Genomic DNA, 13,648 nt, shown 5'->3' with positions numbered 1-13,648 from the left:
CCTTTTGAAACTGTCTCGTCATGATTTTCTCAAGCGCTTTCTCGGGCTACCAATCGGCTGTGGGGCTGTTTGCGGTGGGGGCGGATGGTGTGTCGGTCTCGGCATACCGCCGCAAGTCCGCCAGAAGTACTCGCGCGTCCAGCGCGTGCAACACCTGAAGCAACTGGTCGAGGCTCACCGCGCCGGGATTTTTTTCAATATCGGCCATGCGGACCTGCTTGACGCCTATGCGCTGACCCAACGCGGTCTGCGTCAGCCCGCGTGCTTTTCGCAGCGATTTCAAATGCACTGACAGCTGTGCTGATGTCTGAACGGGAAAGGTTTGAAGCGTGCTCATTGATACCACCTTTGAGTGATATTTGCACAATATCGTTTTTATACAATATTGTCAATATATCGTTCAAAGGCGATCAGATGGCCTGGCCTGTACGGTCCCGCCGGCACTGCGTTTTGTGAGGCCTGGCCTGTCAACAGTTCCTAGGCCGCTTTACGAATCGTGCCCTGCGCCGCGGCGCATAAGGTGCGCTCTTCCCCGCGCATCACAAAGATGTCGCAGCGGCACACTGCCTGCGTCTTGCCGCTGCCCACCACCGTGGCCACGGCCAGCAGGCGATCGGCATCTTTGGCCGGGCGCAGGTAGTTGATCTTGAACTCCGACGTGACAGAGTCGCCCAGCACCGAGCCGCCCGCAAACGTGAGCGCGTTATCCGCCAGGTAAGACAGTACACCGCCATGCACAAAACCGTGCTGCTGCAACAAGCCGGGCACCACCGGCACCGACAGCTCGGCACTGCCGGGCGAGAAGGCATCTAGCTGCGCATTCAGCATCGCGCTGAAGGGCTGCCGGCCCAGCATCTCGCGCGCCCACATCAACACGTCAGCGGGCATGCTGCCCCCGCGCGAACGGCGGCGCCGGCCGCCTGCCGCCCGAAGCCAGCCAGCGCAGCAGGCGCACGCGCGCCGTCCAGGGCACGGGCCGGGGCTCCAGGCCCAGCGAGAGCTGCGCCTGCGACAGCACGTCTTCCACGCAGACGTCGTGCAGCGGCCCAATCACCAGCGGCCAGTAGAGCAGGGCGGGGCCGCGCGCCCGCATCTCGATGCGGTGCTCCAGCACGCAATGCGCGGGTGTGGCGTCCAGCACTTCAAAGCCGTGCCAGCCCTCAAAGCCTTTGGGCGCGGTCAGGCGGAAGCGCACCGACTGGCCCGGCGTGTACGCCTCCACCGTATAACGGATCGGCCCATGCCCGCCAATGGCCCCCACGGCCAGCGGCCTGTCGAGCTTCATGCGCGGCCAAGCCTTTCCGGGCCACAGCGTATCGGCGGGCGAGCCCAGCGCATCGATGAGGGCGCCCACCCGTTCCGGGCTGGCATGCAAAAGGCGTTGATGAACGTTGACAACTTTCATGCAAGTACTCCTTGGTTGAAGGTGAAGAAGGTGGAGGGTTCAGGGCGCCACGGCCATCCAGGCCGCATGCTCCAGCGCGGCCCGCACCTTGGGCGCGACGGCCGGCGCCGGCTGGCTGGCCCAGCGCTGCGTCAGCGACATCGCCGGCGAAAACACCAGCGCCATCCACAGGTGAAAAGGCATGGCCCGCATCTCGCCGGCCTCCATGCGCTGCTCCATCCAGGCCTTCAGCGCGCCGAAGGCCTGTTCATTGGCCGCGTTGATTTCGGCACCGTCCGTCACGCCGCCGCCGCGCCGCAGCGCGTGCAGCAGCTGCGCCTGCTCGGGGTGTTGCAGCACCCACTGGATATAGGCCCGCAGCAGGCCCTTGACCCCGGCCTGCGCCGAGGCCTTGCCGGCAATCGGCGCCGTCAGCGCCGCATGGAAGTCGCGCAGCGTGTGCGCATACAGCGCGTCCGCCAGCAGCGCTTTGGTCGGGAAGTGGTGGTAGAGGCTGCCGTTGCTCACCCCCGCCTCCTGGCGCACCATGTCCATCGAGGCGGCAGTGAAACCCTGGGCCAGGAACACCTTGGTGGCGGCCTCCAGCAGGCGGTCTCGGGTGGGGGCAGGGGCGGAGGAAGGGGTGTCGGCGTCGCGCATGACTGGAGTATTACTCTAGATCAACACTCTGTCAACCACCCTCAAGAATGTCCTCCAGTCGCCCGGCAGCGCGCAACCCCCGCCCAAATTGGCGACAATGCAGCCCAGAAAGCGAGAAACCGAACATGCCCCTGCACTTTGCCGACCGCCTCAACAACGTTGAAACCTCCGCCATCCGCGAATTGTTCAAACTGCTGGGCAAGCCCGGCATCGTCAGCTTTGCCGGCGGCTTCCCCGACCCCGCCATGTTCGACGTGGCCGGCATCCAGGAGGCCAGCAACAAGGCCCTCAATGAAGAACCCGGCGGCGCGCTGCAATACGGCGCCACCGAAGGCTACGGCCCCCTGCGCGAACAGCTCAGCGCCTTCATGGCCACCAAGGGCGCCAAAGACGTCGCTCCCGAGAACCTTATCGTCACCACCGGCAGCCAGCAGGCGCTTGATTTGCTCGGCAAGACCATGATCTCCCCCGGCGACAAGGTCATCGTCGAAGGCCCCACCTTCCTGGCCACCATCCAGTGCTTCCGCCTCTACGGCGCCGAACTCATCAGCGCGCCGATAGACGCCCACGGCGTCAAGACCGACGAGCTTGAGCAGCTCATCGCCCAGCACAAACCCAAGTTCGTCTACCTGATCCCCACCTTCGGCAACCCCAGCGGTGCGCTGCTGAGCCTGGAGCGCCGCAAGAAGGTGCTCGAAATGGCCGTCAAACACCAGACCCTCATCGTCGAGGACGACCCCTATGGCGACCTCTTTTTTGGCGAAGCGCCGCCGCCCTCGCTGCTGGCCCTCAGCCCCAGCGTGCCCGGCAGCCGCGAGCTGCTCGCCCACTGCGGCTCCCTCAGCAAAGTGCTGAGCCCCGGCCTGCGCGTGGGCTGGATGGTCGCCCCCGCCGAGCTGCTGGCCAAGGCCACCATGTGCAAACAGTTCAGCGACGCCCACACCAGCACCTTCGCCCAGGCCACCGCCGCCCAGTACCTCAAAGCCGGCCGCATGCCCGACACCCTCAAGCGCGTGCGCAAGGTCTACGGCGAGCGCGCCACCGCCATGGGCAATGCCCTGAAGCGTGAACTCGGCGACGCGATTGAATTCACCCAGCCGCAAGGCGGCCTGTTCTTCTGGGCCCGCCTCACCGGCGCCAACGGCAAAAGCAAGGACGCCGGCGAGTTCGCGAAGAAGGCGATCGAGCAGCTCGTCGCCTTTGTGCCCGGTGCGCCGTTCTACGCGGCCAATCCCGATCTTGCGACCCTGCGCCTGAGCTTTGCGACGGCGGATGTGGCGAAGATTGAAGAGGGGGTGGGGCGGCTGGGCAAGGCCTTGTGATACGCAAATTACAGGCTGCCGGCTTGCTGGCTGTCTTGGCGCTGCTGGCGGCCGCGCCCGCGCAGGCACAGCCCGCCAAGCGCAATGTGCTGGAGGTGACTTACCTGATGCAGGCCATGCATAGTCAGGCGCTCGCGGTGCACAGCTATGCGCAGCTGTACGAAGCCTGCGCCCAAAAGACAGTGCCACCCGAACTCGCCGCCGCGCCCAATGATCCGGAGCAGGCGGGGCGTGCCCTGGGCCTGTTGGTCGTCGAGTGGCACCAGTCCCCGCAGGCCGAGGTCAACCGGCTGGCCCTGCAATGCAAACGCCGCATCATGAAACTCATGGGCCCGCGCGGCCGTTATTACACACCGGTGGAATTTGACCGGTGGCGCAAAGGCGGCCGTTTCGATCCGGGCCTGGTCGCGGTCCGCGTCGATGGCCGGTGGGTGGTGCGCGACACCGTGGCAGGCAGCCCCGCGGCGGCAGCCGGCCTGCAAGCCGGCGACGTGCTGGTCAACCTCGACGGCCTGCCGCTTGTGGACATGGGCGGCGCCGAGTTTTTTGAGCTTTTGTACCACTCCACGGTGGCCCCCCTGCAACTGGTCTCGCAGCGCCCCGGCGAGCCGCCGCAAACCCGCAGCATCGCCCGCGCCCCTTCGGTGTACGACAAAACCGTGGTGGTGGGGTGGGCGCCCGGCCACCTCTACATCCGCCTGGCCGCTTTTTTTGAAGACACGCCGGCCCGCCTCCTGGAAGGCTTGCGCGCGGAGCCTGCCGACGATAGCGGCGTGCGTGTGCTGGACCTGCGCGGCAACCCCGGCGGCAGACTGGATGTTGTCCAGTGGACGCTGGCCTTGCTCGGCAAGCATGGCGGGGCGGGCGCCTGGCAGCCCGTGCAGTACCGCCCCGGCAGCACACTGGCCCAGCCTTTTTCGGCCACCGACAGCGTGAATCGCATCAAAGGCCTGAACGCCACCGGCATGCTCGAACTGCGTGAATGGCTGGTGCCCGGGAAATGGCTGGTGCTGGTCGACGGCGAAACCGGTGGTGGCGCCGCCTGGCTGGCGGGCGCCTTGCGTGAATTCAATGGCGCGCAGCTGGTGGGGCAGCCGCCCGACGCATCCGGTTTCGGCATCGACGTGCTGGAATCCGTGGATGAGGCCGGCGGCATGGCCGGTGTCCGTTATGAGATCGGCATGCTCGGTCTGCCATCGGGCAAGGTCCTGACACCCGGCAACGCCGGCCCCGACGTCGTGTTGCCGGACCCGGGCGGCATCAGGCCCTTCCCCAAAAGCACCGCCGCCTGGTTGCAAGATCCTGTCTATACGCAGATCAAGGACAGCCTGCGGCCCTAGCTTTGCTATGGTGGGGCTGGTTTTCTTTTGTGCCCGCTAACCTGGAGCCTCATGATGCGCGAGATGTCAAAACAACAAACGGCCTGGCTGGCGGCAACGGCGCTGGCTTTTTCCGTCTTTGCCGCTTCTCCCGCCTTCAGCCAGCCCGCCACACCCAACGCGCCCCCACAGGCCGCGGCCAACCCCGAAGATGCCGCGCTGGAGCAGCAACTGATGGCCGGCGCCCAGCTGTTGCAGCTCCGCCAGCCCGCCCGCGCCATCACCGAGCACTTCGACAAAATCATCGCCGCCTATGAGCTGCGCTACAAGGACGAAAAATTCAGGCCCTACACCGGCCGCACGCGGGTTGAACAGCTGCTCTACCTTGTGAAGGCGGCCAACGCCACGGAAGAGCCCAAGCGGGGCGCCATCATCGTGCCGCAGGTCTGGTCAGACGCCTGGTACCTCAAAGCCTATGCGCTGATCGAACTCAAACGCCCGGCCGAAGCGCGCAGCGCACTCGAGGCCGCCCTGGCCCTGGCGCCCCGGAACTCGCAGTACCTGGGCGAGCTCGGAACCGTCTACCTCGGGCAACGCGACTGGCCCCAGGCCCTGAAAATTTTTGCACAAGCCGAATCCGCCGCCAAGGAGTTTTCGCCGCCCGAGGTCAAGAACAAAGAGCTGTCCCGCGCCTGGCGCGGCATCGCTTATGTCTATGTCGAGCAAGGCCGCTGGGACGATGCCGAAAAGGTCTACCTGCAGTGCCTGGAGCTCGACAAGAACGACAGGCGTGCCCAGAACGAGCTGAATTACGTCCGCACCCAGCGCCCCACGCAGCAGCGCGCGCCCGCCACCGCCACGCCCTGACGTGCTTCCTTGGATCGGCGTGGGAAAGTCAGCGCGTCCCCTTACTCGCCAACCTCCGCCTCCACCAGCTTGCCCAGCAGCACCAGCGACTGTTGCCAGCCCACATAACACTGGTCCGCGGGGATCACTGACGGAATGCCTTCCTGCACCACGTGCATTTCCACGCCGGCAGAGACTTTGGCCAGCGTGATGGTGGTGGTCATCTCGCCCGGCAGGTTGGGGTCGTCGAAGCTGGCGGTGTAGCGCAGGCGCTCGCCGGGCTTGAGTTCCAGGTAGGTGCCGCCGAACGAGTGGCTGTGGCCGTTGCTGTGGTTGGTGAACGACATCCTGTAATTGCCGCCGACCTTGGCGTCCATTTCATGAACGGTGCCGGTAAAGCCGTGGGGCGGCAGCCATTTGCTCATGGCGGCGGGGCTGAGGAAGGCGCGGTACACCCGGTCAGGGGTGGATTGCAAAACCCGGTGAAGCTTGACGGTATTGGTGCTCATGATGTGTTTCCTTTGTTCCTTTGTTCCTTGGTTCATGACAGGTAGAGAGGGCAGAGGACGGCCCTCTACCTGTACGACGAACGGCCCGTGGCGGAATCGACATGATTTTTGAGAGATTTTTAATATTTTTCTATGCGCCGCGCTCGCACACCATCAGCAACGCTGTCCCATCCGGCGTCTGCACTTCCCCCACCGCGCGAAACCCGGCTTTTTCATAACAGCGGATCGCGCGCGCATTGCGCGGGTCCGGGTCGGTCTGGATGCGGGTGACTTGCGGGTCGGCAAACAGCTTCGCCACCCAGGCCTTCACCATCGCCGTGCCCAGGCCCTTGCCCAGCTGCGCCGCGTCGGCGATCGACTGGTCTATGCCGCGCACGCCCGGGTCGGTTTCCGCTTCCCACCAGCCGCCACCCGAACCCATGGCCACATAGGACTGGATGTAGCCCAAGGGTTCACCGTCCAGCAGCGCGATATGCGGCTGCACCTGGGCCGGGTCGCTGATCCAGGCGCCGTATTCGGCTTGCACCTCAGCGAACGTAGGTGCCGGCCCCCACCACTCGGTCCAGTGCGGGCGCGACAGCCAGCTGTGCAGCAGGGGCAGGTCGCTCGTTTTTAAAGGCCGGAAGCTGATATTCACGGCCGCCGCGGCTTGGGGTGCGCGTGTTGCGCTGTCCATGGTGTCTCCTGGGCTTGTCGACCTGCCATTTTGCACAGGAGCGGCGACACATACAGCTTGCCCGCACGTTTCACAGGTGTTTGCCTACAATCCAACACAGCGTGGGTGCGTTGCCTGCTGCATCCTGATTCGGGCCCCTTCACTTCATGACTTCAGCCGCTGCGCCTGGCGCCACCCGCTCCTCCACTTCGTCGATTTCCCCCGCCACCCGCCGCTCCATCCTGCTGCTCTCGTGCGCCACCTTCTCGAGCATGGTGGCGCAGCGCATTTGCGACGCCATGCTGCCCGAGCTCTCGCGGGTCTTCACCGTCAGCCTTGCGCAGGCGGCACAGGTCGTCTCGGTGTTTGCCGTCACCTACGGCATCTCGCAATTGTTTTACGGGCCGCTGGGCGACAGGCTGGGCAAGTTCCGCATCGTGACCTTTGCCGCGCTGGGTTGCAGCGTCGGCAGCCTGGTGGCCGTGTTCGCCACCAGCCTCGACGTGCTGCTGCTGGCCCGCATCATGATGGCCCTGGGGGCAGCCGCGCTGATCCCGCTGGGCATGGCCTGGGTCGGCGACGCCGTGCCGCCCCATGAGCTGCAGGAGATGCTCACCCGCACGGGGCTGGGCAGCACGCTGGGCATTGTCTGCGGCCAGCTGCTCGGCGGGCTGTTGACCGATGCGCTCGGCTGGCGCTGGGCGTTTGCCTTCCTCGTGCTGCTGTTCGGCACCGTGGGCTCGCTGCTGTGGGGCGACTTGCGCCGGCAGCAAAAAGCGCAGCCTGTCGCAGAGGCCGTGCCAACACCGCAAGCGCCCGTGGTGCGCCCGCACTTCATCAAACAGGCTTTGCTGATCGCCAGCCGCCCCTGGTCGCGCACCATCCTGCTGCTGGCCGTGATCGAGGGCGCCATGGGTTTTGGGGTGCTGGCCATGTGGGCCTCGCACCTGCACCATGCCCTGGGTTTGTCGCTCTCGGTCTCGGGCGCCATCGTGGCGCTCTTCGGCCTGGGCGGCGTCGGCTACATGGTCGTGGGCCGCCTGTTGATCCCCCGCCTGGGCCAGCACGGCCTGGTGTTGTTGGGCGGCGCGCTGGTCGGCATCAGCGCGCTGGCGGTGGCCTACATCCCGCACTGGGGCCCGGCTATCCCGGCCAGCCTGGTGGGGGGGTTTGGTTTCTTTATGTTCCACAACGTCATGCAAGCCAACGCCACGCAGATGGCGCCCGAGGCACGCGGCACCGCCGTCTCGCTGTTCGCATCATTCCTGTTCCTGGGCCAGTCCCTGGGCGTGGTGCTGGCCGCGGCCCTGATTGATCGCATAGGGACCAGCGCCGTGGTGGCGCTGGGGGGCGGGGTGATGGCGGTGGAGGGGGCTTATTTTGGGTGGGCGTTGAGGCGGCGCTGTGGCAATTAGCGCTGTCAGGGACGGTGATCTGAGAGTAGGAACGACTCGCACAGGAAAGCGCTTTGCATGGAGATTCCCTTTACGAAGCCAGGTGTCACGCCAACGTCTGGTCAATTAATAGACATCTAGCCTGAAAGCTCCGCCTTCCTCACTTCGGAGGGTGACTGGCCGCGCTGGGGGCGATACCATACCTCACTGGCCTGCGAGTTCTTAAAGTCGACAACTTTGTGCTCAGCTTGGTGAAGAATTTGAATCAGTGAATAGATGGATGGGGGAGCAAAAATGAAAACTGCTTTCGAATTGTTATTGAGCGTGTGGCTTGGCTTGGTCAGCCTTGATGCTATGGCGTTAGGTGAACAACAAGCCGGTAGCGGTACTGAATTAACGATTGAGAAGAAGGTTTTTTGCCCTTCAACTCCCGAATTTCCGAGGGTGTTGAATTCCGTCGAAATCTGATCCAGTTAGCGCAGTAATTTCCATCCAAATCTGACCCACGTAGGCACTACCCTGCTTGTTTTAAAAGCAGGGGAATTCAGGAGTGATAGACGTGGCGACATTGAATGTCATCAGACGTTGGGCATTGAGGGATCAGATGTCCATCCGCGAGATCTCAAGGCGTACAGGCCTGGCTCGCAACACAGTGAAGAAGCACCTGCGATCGGAAGAGAGCGAGCCCAAGTACCCAAGACGGGTCAGCTCAAGCAAGCTCGATCCCTACGCCGAGAAGCTGGCCACCTGGCTGGTAATCGAGGCAACAAAATCGCGGAAACAGCGGCGCACTTTGAGGCAGATCCACACAGGCAAGTGTCTTTGGTGATGCAAAAATGACGACCGCTCTCTTGGATCGACTCACCCACAGATGTCATATCCTTGAGACTGGAAACGATAGCTATCGGTTCAAAAACAGCTCTGCAAAGACTCAGCCCAAAAAGGAGAAAACCAAGAACTTATCCACATCGTGAGCAGCTTCTGCTCACAAAGAGTGTGGGTCAAGATTCGATGGAAAACTCGGGTCAGACTTCAGTGCAATTCAACAGATTTCTTTCCAAGTAGCCATATGAATGCCCGGTGGAAGTAGCCCGTCCGCAGTGTGATTTGGGATCATGCGGATTATTTCAACACAACAAAATTGTTGTGAACAGCTGTATTTAAACACAGCTATACGAGGCTTGCAAGCCTAGGAGGGGGCGATTAATTCCAATTCAACCGCGGTACGTTCTTCTGTCCCTCACCCCGTCCTGATCACCGTCACAAACTCCGTCCCACTCTCAGGCAACCAGACCTCCCCGGGCCGTCCCAGAATCTGCCGCACCGCGGCATTGGCGCGCGGCAGGGGGATGGCTTCAAACTTTTCGCAGCCCGGGTCAAAACGCAGCATCGCGTTGTTGCTCCACTGCGAGACCCAGATGCGGCCCTTGCTGCCTGACCAGACTCTTCTCGCGCCCCGGCGCGGTGTGGGTGGGTCGACGATGCGGCACATCGACGGATAGTTACCAGTTCGTGCCTGGCACGGTATGCTGCAACGCTCGCGGCATCGCTTTCATAAATTTTTGGTCGGGACATAGATGAAACCTTGGATTTTTGGGCTGACCTGCGCGGTCCTTATCGTCGTTGGCGCTGTTGTGGCGCTTGCTGTGGTGCTTTGGTAGCTGATTCGTTACCCGTTACGCTTCGGCCGCGTAGTTGAAGGGTGCGATGGCGCGACCGGCCTTAACGGCTTCCTCGCAGTTGTTGATGTAGAAACCAGCAGCCCATGACGCTGGGCGATGAAGGAACCGGCCAGCGCGATTTCATCCAGGTCCTCATGCGCACAGGACCTGGTAACACCCAGCAACAGTCAGTGACTTGAGCCTGCGCGCCTTGAGGGCTCATCCCCTCGGCATTGGCAGCCACGGGAGCCATCGCTGCCCGGGTCAAAACGCAGCATCGCGTTGTTGCTCCACTCCGAGGCCCAGACGATGTCCTTGCTGTCGACGTGGAGCACACAGGCATGCGGGTCTGCGGTACCAACGAGCCCCTCAAATCCCCTGACCCCCGGATACCTCAATCCGCTGCGCATTGATCCAGCGGTTGTCTTCGGTCAACAAGCTCGCGATCATGGGGCCTATGTCGTCTGGCAAGCCTGCGCGGCCCAGGGCGGTGATGCCGGCGAAGATTTTGTTGATCTCGGGGTTGTCGCGCACGGCGCCGCCGCCGAAGTCGGTTTCGATGGCGCCCGGCGCCACGGTGTTGACGGCGATGCCGCGTGCGCCCAGTTCCTTGGCCATGTAGCGGGTCAGCACTTCCACTGCGCCCTTGACCGCCGCGTAGGCGGCGTAGCCGGGGTAAGAGCTTCGTGTCAGGCCTGAGGACAGGTTGACGATGCGGCCGCCGTCGGCCATCAGGGGCAGCAGGGTTTGGGTCAGAAAGTAGACGCCCTTGAAGTGCACGTTGACCAGGCCGTCGAATTGCGCTTCGGTCGTGTCGCCTATCAGGGCGTAGTCACCGTGGCCGGCGTTGTTGACGAGGTGGTCGAAAGTGTCGCGTTGCCAGGTGCCCTGCAGCGCGGCACGCAGGCGGTCGGCGAAGGGCGCGAAGCCGGCGACCTTGCCGGTATCCAGCTGCAGGGCCACAGCCTTGCGGCCCAGGGCCTGGATTTCTGCGACGACGGCTTGTGCGTCTTCGGCCCGGCTCTGGTAAGTGAGGACGACGTTGCCGCCGCGGCGGGCGATGCTGAGGGCGGTGTTGCGGCCCAGGCCGCGGCTGGCGCCGGTGATCAGGGTGATTTTGGTGATGTTGCTCATGGGCGGATTCCTTGTCTGCAGGCTTGGTGAATGAGGATTCCAGTGTCCGGCGGGCGGGCCGGGGCAGGTTGCCGGAAGCTCGGTGCTTCTTGCCTGATCCTCCAAATCTCAGCGTCGGGCTGGCCGCAACCGGCCGCCAGCGGTTAGGCTTGCGGCATGAGCACGCTTCCTTTGCTTCTGGATGTTGTCGGCCGTTATGCCGAGGCCCATGCCGACAAGGCGGGTCTGGCGCAGACGGCCATCCCGGGTCTCAGCCTGGTGCGCGCGACTTCGCCCAGCGGCCTGGTCCATGCGATATCGCAGCCGCTGGTCAGCCTCTTGTTGCAAGGCAGCAAGCAGGTGGCCATGGGCACACAATCCTTCGCGTTCAGCGCGGGTGAAACCCTGCTGATCACGGCGGACGTGCCGACGGTCAACCAGATCACGCGCGCCAGCCTCGCCCAGCCTTACCTCTCGCTGGTGCTGGAACTGGACCTGGCGGTGATTGCCGACCTGGTGCTGCAGATGAAGGACGGGCCGGCGGCCGACGCCGCGCCTGTGTGGGTGGGCGCCACCGAAACCGAGGTGGCCGATGCGGCGTTGCGGCTGATGCAACTGCTCGATCGCCCGGCGGCCTTGCCGGTGTTGCGGGCGCAACTGGTGCGTGAGATGCACTACTGGCTGCTGGCCGGGCGGCTGGGCGCGGCGATACGGCGGCTGGGCTGGCCGGACGGCCATGCGCAGCGTGTGGCGCGCGCGGTGTCGGTGCTCAGGGCCGACTTCGCGCGGCCCTTGCCGGTAGAACGCCTGGCGGCGGTGGCGGGCATGAGCCCGTCTTCATTTCACCAGCACTTTCGCAGCGTGACCTCGCTGTCGCCGCTGCAGTTCCAGAAGCAGCTGCGGCTGATCGAGGCGCGGCGTTTGATGCTGTCGGAAGGGCTGAGTGCGAGCAGTGCGGCGTTTACGGTGGGCTATGAAAGCGTGCCGCAGTTCACCCGTGAGTACGGGCGCATGTTCGGCTTGCCGCCGGTGCGGGAAACGGGCGCGACGCGCAGCAGGGCAGCGGCCTGAAGATCGCTGCCCTGCACCGCGCGCCTGGGGCTTGCCATTGCCGGGTGTTACCGGATGCTCACCCCGTCCTGATCACCGTCACAAACTCCGTCCCACTCTCAGGCAACCAGACCTCCCCGGGCCGGCCCAGGATCTGCCGCACCGCGGCATTGGCGCGGGGCAGGGGGATGGCTTCAAACTTCTCGCTGCCGGGGTCAAAACGCAGCATCGCGTTGTTGCTCCACTCCGAGGCCCAGACCATGTCTTTGTGGTCGACGTAGACCGCGTAGACGTGCGGGTCGGCGCCTGGGGCCTTCCATGTTTTCCAGCTGTTGGCGCCTGTGCCGAGGGCCGGGTCGTGCATGGAGAGGTTGCCGCTGCTCCATTCCGAAACCCAGATGCGGCCCTTGCTGTCTGACCAGACCCTGCGTGCGCCCTGGCGCGGCGTGGGCGGCTCGACGATGCGGGACTCGCCGGTTTTGGTGTCCAGGTGGGCGATGAAGGAGCCGGCCAGTGAACACCACCAGATATCGCCCTTGGGTGTGGCGCAGATGCCGTAGGGGCCGCGGCCGCGGGGGGAGTCTTTGACGGTCACCGTGCCGCTGCGCACGTCGACCTTGCCGACGTAGCCGCTCTGGCCGGTGAACCAGACATTGCCGTCGCCGTCGAAGGCGCAGGTGTTGAGGTTGGCATAGGGTGTGCCGGCGGGCAGGGGGAACACTTTCACCTGGCGTGAGGGCCAGGCCACGCGCACCATCGCGTTTTGCCCGCCGTCGGTGAGCCAGGCCGCGCCGTCGGGGCCGGCGATGACGCCGTGGGGCGATGAGCCGCCGCCCAGGGCGATCAGTTCAGTCTTGCCGCTGCGCGGGTCGAACCAGCCGAGGTGGCCGCTGCGCTGGGCCGAGAACCAGACGCCGCCGTCGGGCGCGGGCGCGATGTCGTGGATGCCGGTGGCGGCCCGGGTGTTGAGGGGCCAGGATTGCACACGGGGTGGCGTTTGTGCGCGCGCCAGGCCGGGCAGCAGCAGGGCGGCGGCGGGCAGGGCCGCGAGGGCGGTTCGGCGGGTGGGGTGGTGGTCTTGCTGCACAAGCATGGGAATGCCTCCTGCGCATGGCGAGTCTGTGCATGCGCCGCACGCGGCGAGGGGTCACCGCCCAGGCATTGTGGCGTGTATGGCGGCGGCCATCAACGGGGCTTCTCCCCACTTATCTCGCCCATTTTCTTGACGCGGTCTGCGTTGGTGGTGCTGCGGCTGCCCTTGAGGTGCAGCTCGACGTCGCTGGCCTTGTCGCCGACGGCGTCTATGGCCTCGCGCAACTGCTCGGGGCTCACATTGAGCTTTTCCGCCCAGATGCGGGCGGCGAAGGGGTCTTTGAGTTCAATACGGTCGGGCTCTGTGCCGGGCGCGGGGCGGGCTGCCGGGAAGCGGGGTGCCATGGCGGTCTCCTGGGCTGCGCTCAGCGGGGCTTGTCGGAAGCCTGTGACGCCGATGCAGATGCCGAGGGCCTTGCCCGGCCCGGCGAGGTATCGGCGCGGCTGCTGCCCCGGAGGTAGCGCTCGACATTGCTGGCGGTGTCGCCGACGGCGGCGATGGCGCGGCGCAGCTGGTCGGGGCTCACGCCGAGGCGCTGGGCCCAGCTGCCGGTGTCGGAGCGGTCATTGAGGTTGATGCGGTCAGGCTGCACATGGGGGTAATAGGGGATGAAGCTCATGCGGTCGTCTCCTGTTTTTCCTT

At 64.7% G+C, this 13,648-nt stretch carries 17 protein-coding genes and 2 pseudogenes; 8 read left to right on the top strand and 11 right to left on the bottom strand.

Features of this window, described 5'->3' with window-relative positions; all coding sequences use genetic code 11:
- Positions 1-46: 46 nt before the first annotated feature.
- The 4 genes from ACSQ27_RS08525 to ACSQ27_RS08510 all read right to left on the bottom strand — a co-directional run bounded on the left by ACSQ27_RS08525 (position 47) and on the right by ACSQ27_RS08510 (position 2,044).
- Positions 47-337 carry a helix-turn-helix domain-containing protein gene (locus ACSQ27_RS08525; protein WP_436155019.1) on the bottom strand — a complete coding sequence of 97 codons (291 nt, stop codon included), beginning with the start codon at positions 335-337 and terminating at the stop codon, positions 47-49.
- Between the two features lie 140 nt (positions 338-477).
- Positions 478-888, bottom strand: coding sequence for a PaaI family thioesterase (locus tag ACSQ27_RS08520; RefSeq protein WP_436155018.1), 411 nt, complete (start codon positions 886-888; stop codon positions 478-480).
- Positions 878-1,405, bottom strand: coding sequence for an SRPBCC family protein (locus ACSQ27_RS08515; protein WP_436155017.1), 528 nt, complete (start codon positions 1,403-1,405; stop codon positions 878-880). The genes ACSQ27_RS08520 and ACSQ27_RS08515 overlap by 11 nt, the downstream gene beginning before the upstream one ends.
- A gap of 39 nt (positions 1,406-1,444) precedes the next feature.
- Positions 1,445-2,044, bottom strand: coding sequence for a TetR/AcrR family transcriptional regulator (locus ACSQ27_RS08510; protein ID WP_436155016.1), 600 nt, complete (start codon positions 2,042-2,044; stop codon positions 1,445-1,447).
- Positions 2,045-2,175: 131 nt separating this feature from the next.
- Between ACSQ27_RS08510 and ACSQ27_RS08505 the strand changes: the two genes are divergently transcribed.
- The 3 genes from ACSQ27_RS08505 (at position 2,176) to ACSQ27_RS08495 (ending at position 5,552) form a co-directional block, all read left to right on the top strand.
- A complete protein-coding gene (locus ACSQ27_RS08505; RefSeq protein ID WP_436155420.1) occupies positions 2,176-3,366 on the top strand; it encodes a PLP-dependent aminotransferase family protein in 1,191 nt (396 codons plus the stop codon).
- A 23-nt stretch (positions 3,367-3,389) separates the two neighbouring features.
- Positions 3,390-4,706 carry a S41 family peptidase gene (locus tag ACSQ27_RS08500; protein WP_436155015.1) on the top strand — a complete coding sequence of 439 codons (1,317 nt, stop codon included), beginning with the start codon at positions 3,390-3,392 and terminating at the stop codon, positions 4,704-4,706.
- A 63-nt stretch (positions 4,707-4,769) separates the two neighbouring features.
- The gene (locus ACSQ27_RS08495; RefSeq protein WP_436155014.1) at positions 4,770-5,552 is read left to right on the top strand and encodes a tetratricopeptide repeat protein; all 783 of its coding nucleotides are present in this window, start codon (positions 4,770-4,772) and stop codon (positions 5,550-5,552) included.
- A gap of 41 nt (positions 5,553-5,593) precedes the next feature.
- Here the strand turns inward: ACSQ27_RS08495 and ACSQ27_RS08490 are convergent, their stop codons facing one another.
- Together ACSQ27_RS08490 and ACSQ27_RS08485 are read right to left on the bottom strand one after the other, a co-directional pair.
- A complete protein-coding gene (locus ACSQ27_RS08490) occupies positions 5,594-6,040 on the bottom strand; it encodes an SRPBCC family protein (protein WP_436155013.1) in 447 nt (148 codons plus the stop codon).
- 130 nt (positions 6,041-6,170) lie between these two features.
- Complete coding sequence (locus ACSQ27_RS08485; RefSeq protein WP_436155012.1) at positions 6,171-6,716, bottom strand: GNAT family N-acetyltransferase; 546 nt, start codon at positions 6,714-6,716, stop codon at positions 6,171-6,173.
- Positions 6,717-6,862: 146 nt separating this feature from the next.
- On the opposite strand from ACSQ27_RS08485, the gene ACSQ27_RS08480 reads away from it, so the two are divergent.
- The 4 genes and pseudogenes from ACSQ27_RS08480 to ACSQ27_RS08465 all read left to right on the top strand — a co-directional run.
- Positions 6,863-8,110: an MFS transporter gene (locus tag ACSQ27_RS08480; RefSeq protein WP_436155011.1), complete on the top strand. Its 1,248-nt coding sequence runs from the start codon at positions 6,863-6,865 to the stop codon at positions 8,108-8,110.
- 273 nt (positions 8,111-8,383) lie between these two features.
- Positions 8,384-8,557 carry a hypothetical protein gene (locus tag ACSQ27_RS08475; RefSeq protein WP_436155010.1) on the top strand — a complete coding sequence of 58 codons (174 nt, stop codon included), beginning with the start codon at positions 8,384-8,386 and terminating at the stop codon, positions 8,555-8,557.
- A gap of 82 nt (positions 8,558-8,639) precedes the next feature.
- A pseudogene (locus ACSQ27_RS08470) lies at positions 8,640-8,897 on the top strand (IS21 family transposase); the annotation flags it as partial.
- A pseudogene (locus ACSQ27_RS08465) lies at positions 8,893-9,063 on the top strand (ATP-binding protein); the annotation flags it as partial. The pseudogenes ACSQ27_RS08470 and ACSQ27_RS08465, both read left to right, overlap by 5 nt.
- A 266-nt stretch (positions 9,064-9,329) precedes the next feature.
- Here the strand turns inward: ACSQ27_RS08465 and ACSQ27_RS08460 are convergent.
- The gene (locus ACSQ27_RS08460) at positions 9,330-9,581 is read right to left on the bottom strand and encodes a hypothetical protein (protein WP_436155009.1); all 252 of its coding nucleotides are present in this window, start codon (positions 9,579-9,581) and stop codon (positions 9,330-9,332) included.
- A gap of 538 nt (positions 9,582-10,119) precedes the next feature.
- The gene (locus ACSQ27_RS08455; RefSeq protein WP_436155008.1) at positions 10,120-10,884 is read right to left on the bottom strand and encodes an SDR family NAD(P)-dependent oxidoreductase; all 765 of its coding nucleotides are present in this window, start codon (positions 10,882-10,884) and stop codon (positions 10,120-10,122) included.
- Between the two features lie 156 nt (positions 10,885-11,040).
- Here ACSQ27_RS08455 and ACSQ27_RS08450 point away from each other — a divergent pair, with 156 nt between their 5' ends.
- Complete coding sequence (locus ACSQ27_RS08450) at positions 11,041-11,934, top strand: AraC family transcriptional regulator N-terminal domain-containing protein (protein ID WP_436155007.1); 894 nt, start codon at positions 11,041-11,043, stop codon at positions 11,932-11,934.
- A gap of 58 nt (positions 11,935-11,992) precedes the next feature.
- Here ACSQ27_RS08450 and ACSQ27_RS08445 read toward each other — a convergent pair whose 3' ends face one another.
- From ACSQ27_RS08445 to ACSQ27_RS08435, 3 genes are all read right to left on the bottom strand, one after another.
- Complete coding sequence (locus tag ACSQ27_RS08445) at positions 11,993-13,006, bottom strand: Vgb family protein (RefSeq protein WP_436155006.1); 1,014 nt, start codon at positions 13,004-13,006, stop codon at positions 11,993-11,995.
- A 92-nt stretch (positions 13,007-13,098) separates the two neighbouring features.
- On the bottom strand, positions 13,099-13,350 hold the full coding sequence (locus tag ACSQ27_RS08440) for a DUF3606 domain-containing protein (protein WP_436155005.1): 252 nt from the start codon (positions 13,348-13,350) through the stop codon (positions 13,099-13,101).
- 20 nt (positions 13,351-13,370) lie between these two features.
- Entirely contained in the window at positions 13,371-13,625 is a 255-nt protein-coding gene (locus ACSQ27_RS08435) for a DUF3606 domain-containing protein (protein WP_436155004.1), read from the bottom strand.
- Positions 13,626-13,648: the final 23 nt, after the last annotated feature.

Source organism: Polaromonas sp. LjRoot131, assembly GCF_964252805.1.
GTDB lineage: Bacteria > Pseudomonadota > Gammaproteobacteria > Burkholderiales > Burkholderiaceae_C > Polaromonas.
The sequence above is the reverse complement of the archived record's forward strand: the minus strand, read 5'-3'. Positions and strand labels throughout refer to the sequence as shown.

Bases quoted from the DNA above. Each gene is read 5' to 3' on its own strand.
- ACSQ27_RS08450 (WP_436155007.1), top strand. From the start codon at position 11,041: ATGAGCACGCTTCCTTTGCTTCTGGATGTTGTCGGCCGTTATGCCGAG.
- ACSQ27_RS08495 (WP_436155014.1), top strand. From the start codon at position 4,770: ATGTCAAAACAACAAACGGCCTGGCTGGCGGCAACGGCGCTGGCTTTT.
- ACSQ27_RS08485 (WP_436155012.1), bottom strand. From the start codon at position 6,716: ATGGACAGCGCAACACGCGCACCCCAAGCCGCGGCGGCCGTGAATATC.
- ACSQ27_RS08510 (WP_436155016.1), bottom strand. From the start codon at position 2,044: ATGCGCGACGCCGACACCCCTTCCTCCGCCCCTGCCCCCACCCGAGAC.
- ACSQ27_RS08520 (WP_436155018.1), bottom strand. From the start codon at position 888: ATGCCCGCTGACGTGTTGATGTGGGCGCGCGAGATGCTGGGCCGGCAG.
- ACSQ27_RS08525 (WP_436155019.1), bottom strand. From the start codon at position 337: ATGAGCACGCTTCAAACCTTTCCCGTTCAGACATCAGCACAGCTGTCA.
- ACSQ27_RS08515 (WP_436155017.1), bottom strand. From the start codon at position 1,405: ATGAAAGTTGTCAACGTTCATCAACGCCTTTTGCATGCCAGCCCGGAA.
- ACSQ27_RS08435 (WP_436155004.1), bottom strand. From the start codon at position 13,625: ATGAGCTTCATCCCCTATTACCCCCATGTGCAGCCTGACCGCATCAAC.
- ACSQ27_RS08490 (WP_436155013.1), bottom strand. From the start codon at position 6,040: ATGAGCACCAATACCGTCAAGCTTCACCGGGTTTTGCAATCCACCCCT.
- ACSQ27_RS08480 (WP_436155011.1), top strand. From the start codon at position 6,863: ATGACTTCAGCCGCTGCGCCTGGCGCCACCCGCTCCTCCACTTCGTCG.
- ACSQ27_RS08440 (WP_436155005.1), bottom strand. From the start codon at position 13,350: ATGGCACCCCGCTTCCCGGCAGCCCGCCCCGCGCCCGGCACAGAGCCC.
- ACSQ27_RS08475 (WP_436155010.1), top strand. From the start codon at position 8,384: ATGAAAACTGCTTTCGAATTGTTATTGAGCGTGTGGCTTGGCTTGGTC.
- ACSQ27_RS08445 (WP_436155006.1), bottom strand. From the start codon at position 13,006: ATGCTTGTGCAGCAAGACCACCACCCCACCCGCCGAACCGCCCTCGCG.
- ACSQ27_RS08460 (WP_436155009.1), bottom strand. From the start codon at position 9,581: ATGTGCCGCATCGTCGACCCACCCACACCGCGCCGGGGCGCGAGAAGA.
- ACSQ27_RS08455 (WP_436155008.1), bottom strand. From the start codon at position 10,884: ATGAGCAACATCACCAAAATCACCCTGATCACCGGCGCCAGCCGCGGC.